Origin of the sequence: Paraburkholderia sp. RCC_158 (assembly GCF_041355255.1) — a bacterium.
Lineage (GTDB): Bacteria > Pseudomonadota > Gammaproteobacteria > Burkholderiales > Burkholderiaceae > Paraburkholderia > Paraburkholderia graminis.
Genome location: NZ_JBFUPM010000013.1, coordinates 57,924 through 74,172 on the forward strand (window position 1 = coordinate 57,924; position 16,249 = coordinate 74,172).

14 protein-coding genes are annotated in these 16,249 nt (G+C 62.8%); 2 read left to right on the forward strand and 12 right to left on the reverse strand.

Annotated features, from left to right (window positions below; all coding sequences use genetic code 11):
* The first annotated feature begins 40 nt into the window (after nt 1-40).
* On the forward strand, nt 41-1,795 hold the full coding sequence (locus AB6809_RS23340) for a ShlB/FhaC/HecB family hemolysin secretion/activation protein (protein WP_371027301.1): 1,755 nt from the start codon (nt 41-43) through the stop codon (nt 1,793-1,795).
* A gap of 11 nt (nt 1,796-1,806) precedes the next feature.
* Here AB6809_RS23340 and AB6809_RS23345 read toward each other — a convergent pair whose 3' ends face one another.
* From AB6809_RS23345 to AB6809_RS23380, 8 genes are all read right to left on the reverse strand, one after another.
* Nucleotides 1,807-3,123 carry a dienelactone hydrolase family protein gene (locus tag AB6809_RS23345; RefSeq protein WP_371027302.1) on the reverse strand — a complete coding sequence of 439 codons (1,317 nt, stop codon included), beginning with the start codon at nt 3,121-3,123 and terminating at the stop codon, nt 1,807-1,809.
* Between the two features lie 633 nt (nt 3,124-3,756).
* Complete coding sequence (locus AB6809_RS23350; protein ID WP_371027303.1) at nt 3,757-4,206, reverse strand: YchJ family protein; 450 nt, start codon at nt 4,204-4,206, stop codon at nt 3,757-3,759.
* Between the two features lie 7 nt (nt 4,207-4,213).
* On the reverse strand, nt 4,214-5,344 hold the full coding sequence (locus AB6809_RS23355) for an acyl-CoA dehydrogenase family protein (RefSeq protein WP_371027304.1): 1,131 nt from the start codon (nt 5,342-5,344) through the stop codon (nt 4,214-4,216).
* A 62-nt stretch (nt 5,345-5,406) separates the two neighbouring features.
* Nucleotides 5,407-6,084, reverse strand: coding sequence for an SDR family oxidoreductase (locus tag AB6809_RS23360; RefSeq protein ID WP_371027305.1), 678 nt, complete (start codon nt 6,082-6,084; stop codon nt 5,407-5,409).
* 46 nt (nt 6,085-6,130) lie between these two features.
* Entirely contained in the window at nt 6,131-7,351 is a 1,221-nt protein-coding gene (locus AB6809_RS23365) for an acetyl-CoA C-acetyltransferase (RefSeq protein ID WP_307251260.1), read from the reverse strand.
* On the reverse strand, nt 7,344-8,120 hold the full coding sequence (gene can, locus AB6809_RS23370; protein ID WP_029969583.1) for a carbonate dehydratase: 777 nt from the start codon (nt 8,118-8,120) through the stop codon (nt 7,344-7,346). Before can ends, AB6809_RS23365 begins: the two co-directional genes overlap by 8 nt.
* Nucleotides 8,121-8,226: 106 nt before the next feature.
* Entirely contained in the window at nt 8,227-10,083 is a 1,857-nt protein-coding gene (aceK, locus tag AB6809_RS23375) for a bifunctional isocitrate dehydrogenase kinase/phosphatase (RefSeq protein ID WP_371027307.1), read from the reverse strand.
* A gap of 229 nt (nt 10,084-10,312) precedes the next feature.
* Entirely contained in the window at nt 10,313-10,780 is a 468-nt protein-coding gene (locus AB6809_RS23380; RefSeq protein WP_053857430.1) for a MerR family DNA-binding transcriptional regulator, read from the reverse strand.
* 123 nt (nt 10,781-10,903) lie between these two features.
* Here AB6809_RS23380 and AB6809_RS23385 point away from each other — a divergent pair, with 123 nt between their 5' ends.
* Nucleotides 10,904-11,974 carry an MBL fold metallo-hydrolase gene (locus AB6809_RS23385; RefSeq protein WP_371027308.1) on the forward strand — a complete coding sequence of 357 codons (1,071 nt, stop codon included), beginning with the start codon at nt 10,904-10,906 and terminating at the stop codon, nt 11,972-11,974.
* 125 nt (nt 11,975-12,099) lie between these two features.
* Here the strand turns inward: AB6809_RS23385 and AB6809_RS23390 are convergent, their stop codons facing one another.
* The 4 genes from AB6809_RS23390 to AB6809_RS23405 form a co-directional block, all read right to left on the reverse strand.
* Nucleotides 12,100-13,686 (reverse strand): ABC transporter substrate-binding protein, encoded by a 1,587-nt coding sequence (locus AB6809_RS23390; protein ID WP_371027309.1) that lies wholly within the window; start codon nt 13,684-13,686, stop codon nt 12,100-12,102.
* A gap of 259 nt (nt 13,687-13,945) precedes the next feature.
* Nucleotides 13,946-14,773, reverse strand: a complete 828-nt coding sequence (locus AB6809_RS23395) for a helical backbone metal receptor (protein ID WP_371027310.1) — start codon at nt 14,771-14,773, stop codon at nt 13,946-13,948.
* Between the two features lie 3 nt (nt 14,774-14,776).
* A complete protein-coding gene (locus AB6809_RS23400) occupies nt 14,777-15,550 on the reverse strand; it encodes an SDR family oxidoreductase (RefSeq protein WP_371027311.1) in 774 nt (257 codons plus the stop codon).
* A gap of 16 nt (nt 15,551-15,566) precedes the next feature.
* Nucleotides 15,567-16,205, reverse strand: coding sequence for a thiol:disulfide interchange protein DsbA/DsbL (locus AB6809_RS23405; protein ID WP_029969595.1), 639 nt, complete (start codon nt 16,203-16,205; stop codon nt 15,567-15,569).
* Nucleotides 16,206-16,249 lie beyond the last annotated feature (44 nt).

Sequence of the window (16,249 nt, forward strand, 5' to 3'; positions counted from 1 at the left end):
CGCCGCTGCATGTCGTATCGAATCACGGAATGAAACACCCATGAAAATTCGAAATAGGCTGGCGGCACTCCCGCTCACAGCCCTGGTATCACTCGCGTCCAACGCGCAGCAGGCACCCACGCCTGCGGACACAGCCGCCGCGGCACGCGCCAACGCAGAACAGAACCAGCAACTCCAGCAGCAACGCGACGCGCAGCAGCGCGACGCAACAGTGCAGGCGCCGGTCGTGCGTTCCGAAGTCCCACGCGTGCAAGGCTGGCCCGAACTGCCGGCAGAGCAACCGTGCTTCCGCATCGACACCCTTTCACTCGACGTGCCGCCCAATCTGCCCGACGCAGTACGCAGTCACGGCGCCTCGCAACTGCCGCTCGACCGCTTCGCGTTCGCACGCGAATGGCTTGCGCACTATCGCGGCCAGTGCATCGGCAAGGCCGGGCTCGATGTCCTCACCAAAGGATTGCAGCAAGCCATTTTGAGCGAAGGCTACATCACGACACGCGTGCTGCTACCCGCGCAAGACCTGTCAACCGGCACCCTGAAATTCGCGCTCGTGCCCGGCGTCATCCGCAAGCTGCGCTATACCGATCCCGACACGCGCGGCACATGGAAAACCGCATTCCCCGCGCGCGACGGCGACCTGCTGAACCTGCGCGATCTTGAGCAGGGTCTGGAGCAGTCGAAGCGCGTCGCGAGCCAGGACGTCGACATGAAGATCGAGCCGACCGACATGCCGGGCGAAAGTGACGTCGTCATATCGATGAAACGCGCAAAGCCGTGGAGCGTCGTCGCGTCCGTGGACAACTCGGGTTCGCGGGCAACGGGCAAGCTACAGGGCAACCTCAGCGTCGGCATCGATAACCCGCTCGGACTGAATGACGTTCTCACGGCCGGCGCCAGCCAGGATCTGCAATTTGGCGACAAGCGCCTAGGCTCGCATGGCTTCAATGGATCGTACTCGCTGCCGTGGGGTTACTGGACGGCCACACTGTCGGGCAGTGCGAATACCTATTACCAGAACATTGCGGGTGTGAATCAGACTTTCGTGTCGAGCGGCAATTCGCAGACCGCCGCGCTGAGACTCGCGCGTGTCCTGAGACGCAGCCAGACCGACGTGTTCGGCGTGGAATTCCAGCTATCGAAGCGCTTCGGCGAGAGCTTCATCGACGGCACCGACATTCCAACGCAGCGCCGCAACAACACGTTCATCGAGGCGGGGCTGACCGACCGGCATTACTTCGGCACATCGCAGTTCGACGGCACGCTTGCGTATCGTCAGGGCATCGGCGGACTGGGTGCGACGCCTGACCCGCATCCGGACGGTCCGACGTACCGTTACCATCTCGCCGTGCTGGACACAAACCTGTCGGTGCCGTTTGCAGTTAGCAAACAGAACTTCCACTACGTGACCACGGTTCACGCACAGTTCACGAACGACACGCTGTTCTATTTAGACGACCTGACCATCGGCAGCCGCTACACGGTACGAGGCTTCGACGGCGAGACGATGTTGGCGGCGGAGAAAGGTTTCTACTGGCGCAATGAACTACAGATGCCCCTAGGGCAAACAGGGCAGACGCTCTACACGGGGATCGACTACGGCCACGTATTCGGACCAAACACGGCGTTCCTGGCGGGCACACAACTGGCCGGCGCGGTAATCGGCCTGCGCGGTAACGTCGGCACGCGGATCGGCGGATTCGCCTATGACGTGTTCGCCGGCACGCCCGTCTACAAACCGGCGGCATTCCCAACCGCGCGTGTCACGGTCGGCTTCCAGGCGACAGCGCAGTTCTAGCGGGAAGGGCCTCACTCCCGACTAGCAATAGCCGGTCGCACGTCACCATCGGAAGACACAGAGGAAGAAGAAACCGAAGAACCTGCCCCACCCGCGCCACTATCAGCCGTCCGCGATCCCTGATCACCCCACACAACGGAGTTATCGACCGCATACAACCGGCAAGGCGCCGAGCTCTGCTTCTGGCAATTCGCAATCGCAACCGACATCGGATCGTCGCCGCCCTCGGCCCACGACCACGCGCCCGTGTCCGACACCGCGAAGGCACGGCTCGGGTACTGGTGCAGGAAGTTGCGATAACCGTTGCGCCCGGCTTCATCGACGTAGGGGACCGCGTCGACGGCATCGACGGAAGCAAAGCCGCTCGCCTTCGGCGCCGAAGGATCGGACACGCGATACTGCACGCCCGTGGGCATGCCCACGCGTGCAAGGAACGACTCCACAGCCGGCCACCAGACATGCACGCCGTCGCGGTCGCCGACGAGCCGGTGCGCGTCGTTCTTATACGTGCCGTAGTCGACCATCTTCGCGCTCGCGCCGTGCGCGACGTACGCCGCGTGCATGCCGGCCACGAGCGGCGCATTCCACACCGAATCGTTGTCGCCGTACATCCACAGCGACGGCACTTTCGTCTTGTCGCCATACGCGCCGAATGCTCGCGTCAGATTGCCCTGCCAGTCGCCGCACGCGTCCTGGCGCAAGCCGCCGGAAAAGTTGATGAGCGCCCGCACGCCCGGCGCTGCTTCGGTGCCGTAGGCCATCGTCGCGAGGCCTCCATGCGACGTGCCCGCCACGACGATATGCGTGGCGTCGACGTAAGGCTGCTTCGACATGTAATCGATCGTCGCCGCGACGTCGCCGGCTTGCGACATGCCGTTGCGTTCGACGTCGCAGCCGTCCTGTTGATAGACGCCGCCCGACTGGCCGAAGCCCTGGCGGTTCGGCGCCACGACCACGTAGCCGCGGCGCACGAATTCACGCGCGAACGGCAGCGGGTCGCTGCGTTCCTGCATACGCGGATCGCCGGGAATCTTGCCGTGATTGAAGACGATCATCGGAAACGGGCCTGGGCCGTCCGGTTTGTAGATCGTCGTTTGAAGGGTGACGTCGCCGTCCGCATCGACGGGTACGCGGATAATCTGTTCGTTCAGCCGCGCGCTCGGCAGATACACGTCGTCCGGCAGTGCGATGCGCGGCACGTGAGCGCGGGCGAGCGGTCCGGGCTGGGCGTCCGCGAGCGGGGTCGCGTGCGCCGCTGCCACAGCGCACGCCGCCGCCGCTGCTGCACACATCGCTGCCCACTTCGCCAGAACCTTGCTCAACGCCATTCACCCACCTGCCTCAAAAAATCTGCCTCGACATCTCGTGTCTGTTCATCGAATCCCGCGGCTGACATTTATCTTTCGCACGCGCGTTTGCGACAAACAAAAACATGCTCACGTACGCATTGCGCGAAGCGCACGCACGCCAATCGAGATCGCACGGGATAAACCCAACGGCCGACGCGACCCCACGCGCCGATGATGAACGCCACCTCCGCTGCCGGACGCCGCTGCCATAACCTCATTAACTGGTTATCGGCAGGCGCCGGCGCAACTTGCGGAACCCTTACCAGCGGGTCCTCGCTTGATGGCGTCACGAAGCAACGGCCTCATCCTGGCACGACAATTTTGTTTTGTGCAATCAAGGAGAACCCCTGACGAAAAAATTGCCGCGTCGCGCGAGAGGCAGAGCGGCAGGCTCGATGAGCAAGACGCGCGGTGAAAACCCGCGCGGGTGTGGGCAATAAAGCCGCGAAAAGGGCCTTAAATCGGCGGATTGGGGCGATGCGTTGGCCGGGCTCGCCTTTGCATCGCGCGATAGCGGGCTGACTGGACTGTCGCGTCGAGCCAACGCCTTAAAGCGGCCCCGCTAAGGGGCCATATGCGATGACGGCGGATTCTCCGTTGACGCTTAAAAAACTATTCGCTTACATCGCCGTCGACGTAGAGCCAGTGGCCGCGATCATCGCGAATAAAACGGCTTAACTCGTGCAGCCGATGCGCGCGCCCGGCCACCTTGTATCGCGCGACGAACTCGACGGTCGCGTGTTGCGCGTCCGTTTCGGCGAATGCCTTGATCTCCAGTCCGAGCCAACGCGGCGCGTCGGGCGCGGAAGGGTCGGCGTCGAGATCGGCGGGGCAGGTGGCGGGCGCCCACGTGACGCGCAAATAATCCGTTGCGCCGACAACATATGCGCTGTAGCGCGAGCGCATCAGTTCGAGCGCGCGCGGCGCCAGTTCGCCGCCGTCGATATAACGGCCGCAGCACGCCGCGAAACGCGGTGCTTTCGCGGCCGCGGACTGGCGAGGCGCAGCGCCGCCGCAAGGACAGTCGGCGGGCCGCTGTGTGGACGACTCGTGCTTGCTCATCGAACTCCTAACCAAGACCGCGTGCGATCAATATCTTCTGGATGTCGCTCGTGCCTTCGTAGATCTGGCACACGCGCACATCGCGATAAATCCGTTCGACCGGAAAGTCGCTCAGATACCCGTAGCCGCCGTGAATTTGCAGCGCCGCCGAACAGATGCGCTCCGCGGCCTCCGACGCAAACAGTTTTGCCATCGCGGCTTCGGTGAGGCAGGGCTGGCCGGCGTCTTTCAACGACGCCGCGTGCCAGATCAACTGACGCGCGGCTTCGAGTTGCGTCGCCATATCGGCGAGACGGAACTGCACGGCCTGGTGCGAGAACAGCGGCTGGCCGAAGCTCTCGCGCTCCTTCGCGTAACTCAACGCTGCTTCGAACGCCGCGCGCGCCATGCCGACGCTTTGCGCGGCGATGCCGATGCGCCCGCCTTCGAGCCCCGACAGCGCAATGCGATAACCCTCGCCTTCTGCGCCGATCAGATTCGCGGCGGGCACGCGGCAATCTTCGAAAATGATTTGCGCGGTATCCGACGAATGCTGGCCGAGCTTCTCTTCGAGCCGCGCGACCACATAACCCTTGCTGTCGGTCGGCACGATAAACGCGCTGATGCCGCGCTTGCCGGCGGCCTTGTCGGTGACGGCCATCACGATGGCGACATTCGCGTTCTTGCCGCTCGTGATGAACTGCTTGACGCCGTTGAGCACGTAGGCGTCGCCATCGCGCGTTGCGGTGGTGCGCAGCGCCGAGGCGTCGGAACCCGCCTGCGGTTCGGTCAGGCAGAACGCGCCGAGCATCTCGCCGCGCGCGAGCGGCGTGAGCCAGTCGCGCTTTTGCGCGTCGTTGCCGTAACTCAGCAGAATGCTGCACACAGGGCAATTGTTCACGGAGATCGCCGTCGATGTACCGCCGTCGCCGGCTGCGATTTCCTCGAGAATCAGCGCGAGCGCGAGCGCGTCCATGCCGGCGCCGCCGTACTCTTCGGGCACGAGCACGCCATACGCGCCGAGTTCCGCAAGTTGCCTATGCACTTCTTTTGGAAAAGTGCGCTCGCGGTCCCACGCCGCCGCGTGCGGTGTGACGGCTTCGCGCACGAAGGTGCGCAGCGCGTCGCGGACCATCAGATGATCCTGATCAAGCACCATGAATCTGCCTCCTCACTCTGGCCTCGTGCATAAGGGCCGACCAGACCACTCACGCGCTCGTGCTACCACTCCAGCTGCGTGCCGTCGTATTGGTAGAAGCGGCCATTGAACGCGTCGCGCGAGGCCGCTGCCTGCGCGAGCACGTCACGCATGCCGGCGACGCTCGTCGTGGGATCGATTGCCGCGTGCGCGCCGCCCATGTCCGTCTGCACCCAGCCCGGATGCAGCGACACGCACGTCGCGCTTTGTGCTTCGAGCGACGCGAGCTTGAGCGCGTCGTTCAACGCCGCCTTGCTCACGCGATACAGCCAGCCGCTCGTGCCGCCCGAATCGGCGATGCTGCCCATCCTGCTCGAGATCACCGCCAGCACGCCGCCCGTTTCCTCGACGATCGGCAGCAGGATCGGCATCAGTTGCATCGGGCCGCGCACGTTGGTGTGCATCACATGATCGAAGTCTTCCGCAGTGATGGTTTCAATGCGGTCGCTGCGCGGACCATACACGCCCGACACGACGATGGCCACATCGACCTGCTCGCCGTCGAGCTTCCAGCCCAATGCGGCGATGTCCGCGGGCTCGGTCACGTCGACGGAATACGTTTGTGCGCCGAGCTGCGTGAGGGCGTCGAGCGCGGCGCCGTCGCGCGCGGTGGCGAGCACACGCCAGCCGCTTTGTTTGTACTGCCGGACAAATTCCTGGCCGATGCCACGCGACGCACCGACAATCAACACTGTCTTCATGAATCACCTCCGACTATGTGACGCGCCTGACCATGCGCACGACGCGTCAAACGAGTTCGATGCCCATTGCCGTCGCTTCGCCGCCGCCGATGCAAAGCGTGGCGACGCCGCGCTTGCCGCCGCGCTTTTTCAGCGCACCGATCAGCGTGACGAGAATGCGCGCACCCGATGCGCCGATCGGATGGCCGAGCGCACACGCGCCGCCGTGCACGTTGACCTTGTCGTGCGGAAGCTTGTGCTCCTTCATCGCGGCCATCGTCACGACGGCGAACGCCTCGTTGACTTCGTACAGATCCACTTCGTCCGCGCGCCAGCCGTTTTTGTCGAACAGCTTGCGGATCGCGCCGACCGGCGCGGTGGTGAACTTCGCCGGCTCCTGCGCGAACGTGGAGTGGCCGACCACGCGCGCAAGCGGCGTGACGCCGAGACGCTTCGCCGTCGATTCGCGCATCATGACGAGCGCCGCGGCGCCGTCCGAAATCGACGACGAGTTCGCGGCCGTCACCGTGCCCGTTTTGCTGAACGCGGGCTTGAGCGTCGGAATCTTTTCGAGGTTCGCCTTGTACGGCTGTTCGTCGTGGTCGATGGTCGCTTCGCCTTTGCGGCTTTGCACTTTCACCGGCGCGATTTCCCACGCGAACGAACCGTCTTCGTTTGCACGCTTCGCGCGGTTCAGCGACTCGACGGCGAACGCGTCTTGCGCTTCGCGCGTGAAGTCGAACGAGGCCGCGCATTCTTCCGCGAACGTGCCCATCAAACGGCCTTTTTCGTAGGCGTCTTCGAGGCCGTCGTAGAACATGTGATCGATGACCTGGCTGTGACCCATGCGCATGCCGCCTCGCGCTTTGGGCAGCAGATACGGCGCGTTCGTCATGCTCTCCATGCCGCCCGCGACGATCACGTCGACGGAACCGGCGGCCAGCATGTCGTGCGCGAACATGGCCGCGCGCATGCCCGAGCCGCACATCTTGTTGACTGTCGTGCTGCCCGTCGAAAGTGGCAAGCCGGCGCCGAGCGCGGCTTGCCGCGCGGGTGCCTGGCCGAGACCCGCGGGCAGCACGCAACCCATCACGACTTCATCGATCTGCTCGGGCTTGAGGCCCGCGCGCTGAACCGCGGCTTCGATCGCGATCGAGCCGAGTTGCGGCGCGGTCAGCGATGCGAAATCGCCCTGAAATGCAGCCATCGGCGTGCGCGCCGCGCTTACGATCACAATCGGATCGGCCGTCATGCCGTTCGTCTCGGTCTTTGTCTTCGTCTCACTCATGTTTTAGCTCCTTGATTACGCCTTGGACTATCGCCGGCACGTCGCCAAGCTGCGCCGCGTCTGACGCGACGACGTCGTTGTCCGCCGTATGCGCGGTGCTCGCCGACACGCCGGCCACGCAACGCCGATAGGTTTCATCGAGCGCGGCCGCGTTGTTGATCGTCATGCCGAGGTCGCGCACCTTGCCGTCGTGCACGCCATACGCCCAGCCGTGCACGGTGAGTTCCTGGCCGCGCGCCCATGCGTCGTTGATGATGGTCGTGCGGCACACGTTCACGACCTGCTCGATGGTGTTCAGTTCGACGAGACGCCGGTGACGTGTCTCGCCAATGGGCCACTCGTCGATCAGTGCGGCATGTTTTGCGCGCACGTCCTGCACGTGATGCAGCCAGTTATCCGCGAGACCCACGCGGCGGCCGTGCAATGCCGCGGCCACGCCCGAGCAGCCGTAGTGGCCGACCACCATGATGTGCTTGACCTTCAGCAGATCGACGGCGAACTGGATCACCGAGAGGCAGTTCAGATCCGTATGCACGACCACGTTCGCGATGTTTCTATGCACGAACACTTCGCCCGGCGGCAGACCGATGATCTGGTTCGCGGGCACGCGCGAATCGGAGCAGCCGATCCACAGATACTCGGGCGTCTGCTGATGCGCGAGGCGCGAGAAGTACTCGGGATCTTCGGACAACTTGCGCGTGACCCACGCGTCGTTGTTGTCGAACAGATGCGCGAGCGGATGAGCGGGGTTGGAAGCGTTCATGTTCATGATGCGTCTTGGCGGTTAATCGACGGTTATTCAGTGGTTATCTGGCGGTTAAGCGACCGCTTTCAGCGGCCGGTTTCGTTACGTTGGATTCGGTGTGATGCATGCGCTAGGCAACTCTCACGCTGCGCTCGTCGGCCTGCGGTTCAGCGGCGCTGATAGCATCTGCTGCGTTCGACTCCGCGGATTCTGCATCGACAAAACGCTCCGGATAGCGAATGCAAAAACGCACGCTGCTGTCATACGGAAAGAAGTCGGGCAGTTCGCCTTTCAGCAGATGATTCTTGTGCTTTTGCCACAGCGCCGGATCGAAGAAGTCCGCGTGATGCTGCATGAACGCGCGGCGCACGCGCGGGTCGCCGAGCAGAAAAGTGCCATACGTCTCCGGGAAAATGTCGTGCGGTCCGACCGAGTACCACGGCTCGCCCGACATCTCGTCTTCTTCGTTGCGCGGCGCGGGCACTGCACGCACGTTGCAGTCGGTCAGATATTCGATCTCGTCGTAATCGTAGAACACCACGCGGCCGTGGCGCGTCACGCCGAAGTTCTTGTACAGCATGTCGCCGGGGAAGATGTTCGCCTGCATCAATTCCTTCACCGCGTTGCCGTATTCCTTGATGCCGTGATCGACGTCGTCGTCGCTGCCGTTTTGCAGGAACAGATTCAGCGGCACCATGCGGCGCTCGATATACATATGGCGGATCACCACGTTGTCGCCGTCGTACTCGAGCAGCGACGGCACTTCTTTCTCCAGTTCACGCATGAGCGCTTCGTCGAGCCGCGAAATGGGCAGCGCGACGCTCGAATATTCGAGCGTGTCAGCCATGCGGCCGAGGCGGTCGTGTCGTTTGACGAGCTGATACTTCTCCTGAATCTTCGCGCGCGTGGTTTCCTTCGGCGGCGGGAAGTTGTCCTTGATGAGCTTGAACACGTACGGAAAAGAGGGCAGCGTGAACACCAGCATCACGAGCCCCTTGATGCCGGGCGCGGTGATGAACTGATCGCTCGAATGCGACAGGTGATGCAGCAGATCGCGATAGAACAGATTCTTGCCCTGCTTCTGCAAGCCGACCGACGTGTAGATTTCCGCCTTCGGCTTGCCCGGCATGATCATGCCGAGGAATTCGACGTAAGCCGACGGTACTTCCATATCCACAAGAAAGTACGAGTGCGAGAAGCTGAAGATAATCAGCAACTGTTCGCGCGTCAGCAGCACCGTGTCGAGCGCGAGCACGCCGGGCTTCACGTGACGCAGCGGCACGGCGAACGGCAGCAGCCTGTCGCCGTTGATGATTCGCCCGACGATATACGCCGACTTGTTGCGAAAGAACAGCGACGAGAGCACATGAATCTGGAAGTTCGGCGCTTCGTCGAAGGTGCCGAACGCGTCGTGAATCGCCTGCATAACGCAGCCGACGTCGCGCGTCAGATCTTCGAACGGCGGCTCGAGTTGAAAATTCGTGACGATGCGCTCGAGCGTCGCGGCGAGGCCGTCCTTGCCGGGATAGTACGCGCGATATGTCGGCTTGGCCGCGGGCTCGTCGTTCTCGATGTATTCGGTCGAGATCGCCGGGCGCACGAAAATGAAGTCGTTGTTGAAATACGAGCGGTGCAAAATCTTGCAGCACACCGAATTGAAAAACGTTTCCGCGCACTCGGGCTGACGGTGCGTGGTGAGAAGGCCAATGTAGTGCAGCTTGATCTGCTGCCACACTTCGCTGTCGATGTTCTCCGCGTCGTACTCGTCTTCGAGCAGTTCGACGCATTCCTGCACGCGGTCGTCGTATGAAGTAATGCGCTCGCGCGCGAGCTTTTGCAGGCCATGCCAGTCGCCGTTCTCGAACAGCGTCTTGGCATGAATCGCCGCGTCGCGAAAGATCCGGTAGTGCCGGTTGAATCCTTCGAGCATGGTTTGCGCGACGTCAAAGCCGATTTGCGACGACAACAGTTTGGGGAAGTGATTCATGTCGACCGTGCATTCGTCTCGTGTCGTGAAGACACCCGTGATTGTATCGTCGGGTGCGCTCGCGACGCATTGCGTCAACCGGCTCGTGCGCCGGCGCCGTGTGAGCGGTGCCGGGCATTTGCGGACTTTTCCGGGCAACTGCGCTCAATGCCCTGGTTCGGCGTTGTTAAACGGCTCAATTTGCAGCAAGAAAAATTTCGTTCACGACTTCACCTGGTCGCATGTCTCGTCATGCGGGCTTGGCTTCGCGCGCTCGTCGCCCTTGTTGCGTTTCTTGCGCTTCCGTCGCTTTGCGTGCCTCGGAAGCCGCATGCTTGCCGCCTTCGAGCAGCGCGCGCGCCTGCGCTTCGTATTGGGCGAGGTCTTCGAGCGTCGCGTTCAGGTCTTCCAGTTGCCGCTCCAGCACCTCGCGATGACGCGCGACCGTGCCGAGAAACGCGTGCAGTTGCGGGACGGTGTCTGTCGGCGATTCGTACACGTCCAGCAGATCGCGAATTTCGGAGAGCGTGAAGCCGAGCCGCTTGCCGCGCAGCGTGAGCTTCAGGCGCGTGCGGTCGCGGCCCGAATAGACGCGCCGCAAGCCGCTCGACCCTTCGCGGCTCGGCGAGAGTAAACCCTGGTCTTCGTAGAAACGTATGGCGCGCGGCGTGACGTCGAATTCCCGCGCGAGTTCGGTGATCGTGTATTGAGTGGTCATCGGGGCATTCACTGGCCGGGCACAAAGTCAGATTGAACGATAGAATCGACGTTTACGTTATCGTCAACTTGGGTTGAATGCAACCTGCGGCAAGTACGCGGAAAGCGTGGAGGAAGACACCGAATGAATGCACTCGAACATCAACTCGACTATCCGTTCAACGACACGCTGCCCGAGCCCGGCCACGCGCAGGAAGTCGCGCCCGGTGTGTTCTGGCTGCGCATGCCGTTGCCGTTCGCGCTCGACCATATCAATCTGTGGCTGCTGCGCGATCAGATCGACGGCGAGGAAGGCTGGACGGTGATCGACTGCGGGATCGCGTCGGACGCGATCCGGGAGAACTGGGAAAAGGTATTTGAGTCGGTGCTCGACGGTTTGCCGGTGCTGCGGGTGATCGTCACGCATTGCCATCCTGACCACGTCGGTCTCGCGGATTGGGTTTGCAGCGGCGGCGACAAGAAGCGCTGGGACGCGCGCCTGTGGATGACGCTCGGCGAATACATGCAGGCTCGCGTGATGGCGGCCGGCGACGGCTCCAACGCGGGCGGCGAAGCGGCGGCGCGGCACTTCGCGCTGCACGGCGTCACCGACGAGGACTCGCTCGAGAAACTGCGCAGCCGGCAGAGTTATTACGCGAATCTGGTGCCGTCGGTGCCCGATCAATACCGGCGTTTGCGTGAAGCGGACCGCGTGCGGATCGGCAGAAAAACGTGGCGCGTGGTGACGGGCTACGGCCATTCACCGGAGCACTGTGCGCTGCATTGCGAAGAGATGGGCGTGCTGATTTCCGGCGACATGGTGCTGCCGCGCATTTCGACGAACGTGTCGGTGTTCGCGATGGAGCCCGAAGGCTCGCCGCTTGCGCTTTATCTCGAGTCGCTCGCGCGCTACGAGGTGATGCCTGAGGACACGCTCGTGTTGCCGTCGCACGGCAAGCCGTTTCGCGGCGTGCGTACGCGCGTGAAGCAGTTGCGCGAGCATCACGACGCGCGTCTCGCCGAAGTGCGAGAGGCGTGCGCGCAAAAGCCGCAAAGCGCGGCGGACATCGTGCCGCTCATGTTCAAGCGCGCGCTGGATATTCACCAGATGACGTTCGCGATGGGCGAGGCGCTCGCGCACTTGCATATGCTGTGGCTGGCGGGCGCGTTAAAGCGCACGCACGATGCGGATGGCGTGATGCGGTTTTCGGCGTGAGCCCTTGCTCGATGTCGGTGGCCTACGCATAAAAAAAAGCCCGGTCGCGCGTTTGCACTGCATTGCACTGCATTGCGCGACCGGGCTTCTGCTGCTTCGGGTTCGTGCGGTATGTTCGTGCGGTATTACTGCACCGACACCGCCCCGAAGTTCTGCCGCCCAAACGGGCTCACGTGATAACCGCTCACGTTCGTCCGCGTGATAGCTGCCGCCGTCGGATAACCGAGCGGAATCCACAGCGCCTGATCGTGAATGATCTGCTGCGCAGCCTGATACGCTTTCGTGCGCTTGGCCTGGTCCGCCGTGGACTTGCCGTCGGCGATCAGCTTGTCGAGATCCTGATCGCAGAAGCGCGCGAAGTTGATGCCCGACTTCACCGCATTGCAGCTAAAGAGCGGCGACAGGTAGTTGTCCGGATCGCCGTTGTCGCCCGCCCAGCCCATGAATAGCGAGTCGTGCTGGCCTTGCTTGGCCTGCTTGATCAGCTCGCCCCATTCGATCACCTTCACGTCAGCCTTCACGCCGATCTTCGCGAAGTCCGCTTGCAACAGCTCGGCGCCCGCTTTCGGATTCGGATTCAGCACGCTGCCGTTCGGACGCACCCAGATGGTCGTTTCAAAGCCGTTCGGGTAGCCCGCATCGGCGAGCAGTTTCTTTGCCTTGGCCGGATCGTACGGCCAGGCCTTCACGGCCTTGTCGTAGCTCCAGGTGTTCGGCGGATACGGATTCACCGCTGCGGTCGCGGTGTTGTCGAAGACGGTCTTCAGATACGTGCCGCGGTCGAACGCCATGTTCAGCGCGGCGCGCACCTTCTGATTGTCGAGCGGCTTCTTCTGCGTGTTCAACGCGACGAACGCCGTCATGAACGCGGGTGTCTGCACGATGGCGAGCGACTTGTCGTTCTTCGCATCCGCGAGATCCTGCGGTTTCGGCGACAGCGCAATCTGGCATTCGCCGGCTTTCACCTTTTGCGCGCGCACGGTGGCGTCGGGCGTGATTGCGTAGATCAGACGGTCGATCTTCGGTTTCGAGCCCCAGTAGGTCGGGTTCACGTCGTAGCGGATCACCGCGTCTTTCGTGTAGCTCTTCAACTCGAACGGGCCGGTGCCGACCGGCTTCGAATTCAGATCGACCTGCTTGCCGGCCTTCAGCAACTGGTCCGCGTATTCAGCCGAGTAGATCGACGCGAAGCCCATCGTCAGGATCGATACGAAGGTTGCGTCCGGCGCGTTCAGTTCGAACTTGACGGTGTTGTCGTCGACCTTGCTGATCGCCTTGATGAGCTTGGGCAAGCCCATCGACTGCGCATGCGGAAAGCCGCTCGCGCCCGTCACCTTGTGCCACGGGTTGCTGTCGTTGAGCATGCGGTCGAACGTGAACACGACGTCGTCGGCATTCAGCGGCCGCGTCGGCTTGAAGTAGTCGGTGGTCTGGAACTGCACGTTCGGGCGCAGATGGAACGTGTACGTGAGGCCGTCCGCGCTCACGTCCCACTTGTCGGCCAGCGACGGCACCACTTTCTTCGCGGCCTCATCGTAGGAGACGAGCGAATTGAAAATCACATCCGCCGATGCATTGGTCGTGACGAGCGAGTTGAACTGCACGACATCGAAGCCGTCGGGGCTCGACTCGGTGCAGACGGTCAGCGGTTTGGCGAGCACGAGCGCGGGCGCCGTGAAGAGTACGGCGGCTGCGAGCAGTTTGAAGCGCATAAGATCTCCGATAACAAGCGCAGTCAGGCAGTGCGTCTGGTTGTGTGGTTATTCCGTTGACGAGCGACAGCGACGTTTATGGCCTCGCCGTCGACTTCATTCTGATACCTTTCCGGGGCTCGCGCATGCTCGCCAAAATGCGGACTCACGTGCGCGCCGGCCTTCGCGAAAGCTTATCGAAGGGCAGTTCGCGCGACAACAACATAATCCGCATATCCATATGGGATCGTATGGAGGCTGTGCCGTGCGCGTGCTGGCTTCACGCGGCGCTCGCACGCTGCATCAGATAAGCGATGCCGTCGATCGCGCGCACGCCGTACCACGAGACCATCTCTCCGTCGATCAACTCGATGCGCTTGCCGGCCATGCGCGGATCGCTTTTCAGCGCATCGCAATGCGCCTGCGTGAAGCGATAAGGTTCGCTCGAAAGCAGAATGCGGTCGACGCTAGCAAGCCACGGCGCGTGCTCCGCGTCGTCGAATTCGAACGATGGATAACGGCCCGCGCCTGTCGCGCCGCCTTGCACCTCCGGCAGCGTCTGCCAGTTCACGACGCGCAGCATCGCGGAGATGTAGGTGTCGCGCGCGACGGTCATCCACGGTTCGCGCCAGATCAGATACAGCACGTTTTGTGCAGCGAATGCATGCGTGGCGGCGTCATGCAGACGCGCCTGCAACGCATCGGCGAGACGCTGCGCTTCGTGGTCGCGATCGAAAATCGCGCCCAGCAGCGCGTACAGCGAGAAATTGTCGTGCGGCGTGAGCGGATGAGTCACGACGACATGCGGCACGAAAGCGCGCAGTTGCTCGACGGTATCGCGCTCGTTCTCATCGATATTGACGATCATGTGAGTAGGCCGCAGCGCGCGAACGGCGTCGACCTTCACGGCTTTCGTGCCGCCGACCTTGGGCACATTGCGCACCTTGTCGCGGGGATGCACGCAAAAACCGGTACGCCCGACGACCTGGCGTTCTAGACCCAGCGCAAACAGCAGTTCGGTGATGCTCGGCACCAGCGAGACGATGCGCGCGCCGGCACCCATTTTTTCGTGCGCGACGCCGGCTGCATCGACCGCACAGGCAGACATGATTTACTCGACGACGGCGCGCGGCTTGCGCGGCGCGCGTTCGAACACGCGGTCGTAGAGCCAGCGCGGCACGACGTGCAGCAGCATCGCCACGACACGCATCTGCCACGGAAACACCGCGAAAGCGGTGCGGCGCTCGATGGCCTGCGCGGCTTTCGCGGCGAAGCGGTCGGCGTCCATCAGAAAGGGCATGGTGTAGGGATTGTGCGCGGTCATCGGCGTGCGGATATAGCCGGGCGCGATCGTGACAACGCCCACGTCGTGCGGGCGCATTTCGACGCGCAACGCTTCGAGATACTTGAGCGCCGCCGACTTCGACGCGCTATACGCGCCCGAGCCCGGCAAGCCGCGCACGCCCGCGACGCTCGCAACGCCGACGAGCGTGCCGCGTCTTGCGGCAACCATCGCGGCCGCGAACGGCTCGAAGGTGGCGACCATGCCAAAGTAGTTGATGTCCATCACTTCGCGGAAGGTGCGCAGGTCGCCTTCGCCGGTGACCGCGCCGCGGCTGACGCCCGCATTGGCGATCACGATGTCCGGCTGGCCATGTTCCGCGATGAACTGCGCGGCCGCTTCGGCGAGCGCCTCGGCGTCGCGCACGTCGACGCTATAGCAGGAGATGGAGTTTTGCGGATGAGACCGCTTGAAGGCGGCGAGGGCTTCGCCGCGGCGGGCAACGAGGCCGAGCGTCGCGCCGCGCCGCGCGTATTCGGCGGCGAGCGCGAGGCCAATTCCACTCGAAGCGCCGGTAATGAAAACTTTCAACGGTGAGCTCATTCCGGCGCCTCGGGCTTTACATCTTCTTCGCGCGAACCTGCTGGACCAGGTAATCGAGCACCTGGACCGTGCCAGGCAGGCTGTTGGTCGCAGCCGGGCCGGTTTCGTACTTGCCTTGCACGGCGATGGTCGGCACACCGTCGATCTTGTAGTCTTCGAGCAGTTTCTTGTCTTTCTGCAACGCGCTTTGCGTCGAGAATGAGTTGTACGCGTCCATGTACTTCTTCGGATCGACGCCGTTCTTCGCGAGGAATTTGGCCTGATCTTCCGGCGTCAGCAGATAGTTCTTGTTGACGTGAATTTCGTTGAAGACCTTCGGCGTGAGCTGGTTGGCGAGACCGAGCGCGTCGAGCGCGTGATACATCTTCGAGTGCGGAATGAAGTCGTCGCGGAAGGCAACCGGCACGCGCTTGAACACGACGTCCGGACCCTGCTTCTTCACCCATGCTTCGAGGTACGGGTCGAATTCGTTGCAGTGCGGGCAGCCGTACCAGAAGAATTCGGTGACTTCGATCTTGCCGGCGGGCACGTCGGTGGATTGCGCGCTCGGCAACACGGTGTAGTCCTTGCCCGAGACCGGCGCGGTCGGCGATGCGTGCGCCGAGGCCGCGACGAGGCCCAACGAGAGGAACAGAATGCTCAGCAGTTTTTTCATGTTGTCTTGACCCAGGTAGGCGTAAAACAGTGGCGCCACGCAAA

Excerpts from the sequence above, each read along its gene's own strand:
- aceK (WP_371027307.1), bottom strand. The coding sequence starts at position 10,083 with ATGAATCACTTCCCCAAACTGTTGTCGTCGCAAATCGGCTTTGACGTC.
- AB6809_RS23365 (WP_307251260.1), bottom strand. The coding sequence starts at position 7,351 with ATGAGTGAGACGAAGACAAAGACCGAGACGAACGGCATGACGGCCGAT.
- AB6809_RS23405 (WP_029969595.1), bottom strand. The coding sequence starts at position 16,205 with ATGAAAAAACTGCTGAGCATTCTGTTCCTCTCGTTGGGCCTCGTCGCG.
- AB6809_RS23360 (WP_371027305.1), bottom strand. The coding sequence starts at position 6,084 with ATGAAGACAGTGTTGATTGTCGGTGCGTCGCGTGGCATCGGCCAGGAA.
- AB6809_RS23355 (WP_371027304.1), bottom strand. The coding sequence starts at position 5,344 with ATGGTGCTTGATCAGGATCATCTGATGGTCCGCGACGCGCTGCGCACC.
- can (WP_029969583.1), bottom strand. The coding sequence starts at position 8,120 with ATGAACATGAACGCTTCCAACCCCGCTCATCCGCTCGCGCATCTGTTC.
- AB6809_RS23340 (WP_371027301.1), top strand. The coding sequence starts at position 41 with ATGAAAATTCGAAATAGGCTGGCGGCACTCCCGCTCACAGCCCTGGTA.
- AB6809_RS23345 (WP_371027302.1), bottom strand. The coding sequence starts at position 3,123 with ATGGCGTTGAGCAAGGTTCTGGCGAAGTGGGCAGCGATGTGTGCAGCA.
- AB6809_RS23380 (WP_053857430.1), bottom strand. The coding sequence starts at position 10,780 with ATGACCACTCAATACACGATCACCGAACTCGCGCGGGAATTCGACGTC.
- AB6809_RS23390 (WP_371027309.1), bottom strand. The coding sequence starts at position 13,686 with ATGCGCTTCAAACTGCTCGCAGCCGCCGTACTCTTCACGGCGCCCGCG.
- AB6809_RS23395 (WP_371027310.1), bottom strand. The coding sequence starts at position 14,773 with ATGTCTGCCTGTGCGGTCGATGCAGCCGGCGTCGCGCACGAAAAAATG.
- AB6809_RS23400 (WP_371027311.1), bottom strand. The coding sequence starts at position 15,550 with ATGAGCTCACCGTTGAAAGTTTTCATTACCGGCGCTTCGAGTGGAATT.
- AB6809_RS23385 (WP_371027308.1), top strand. The coding sequence starts at position 10,904 with ATGAATGCACTCGAACATCAACTCGACTATCCGTTCAACGACACGCTG.
- AB6809_RS23350 (WP_371027303.1), bottom strand. The coding sequence starts at position 4,206 with ATGAGCAAGCACGAGTCGTCCACACAGCGGCCCGCCGACTGTCCTTGC.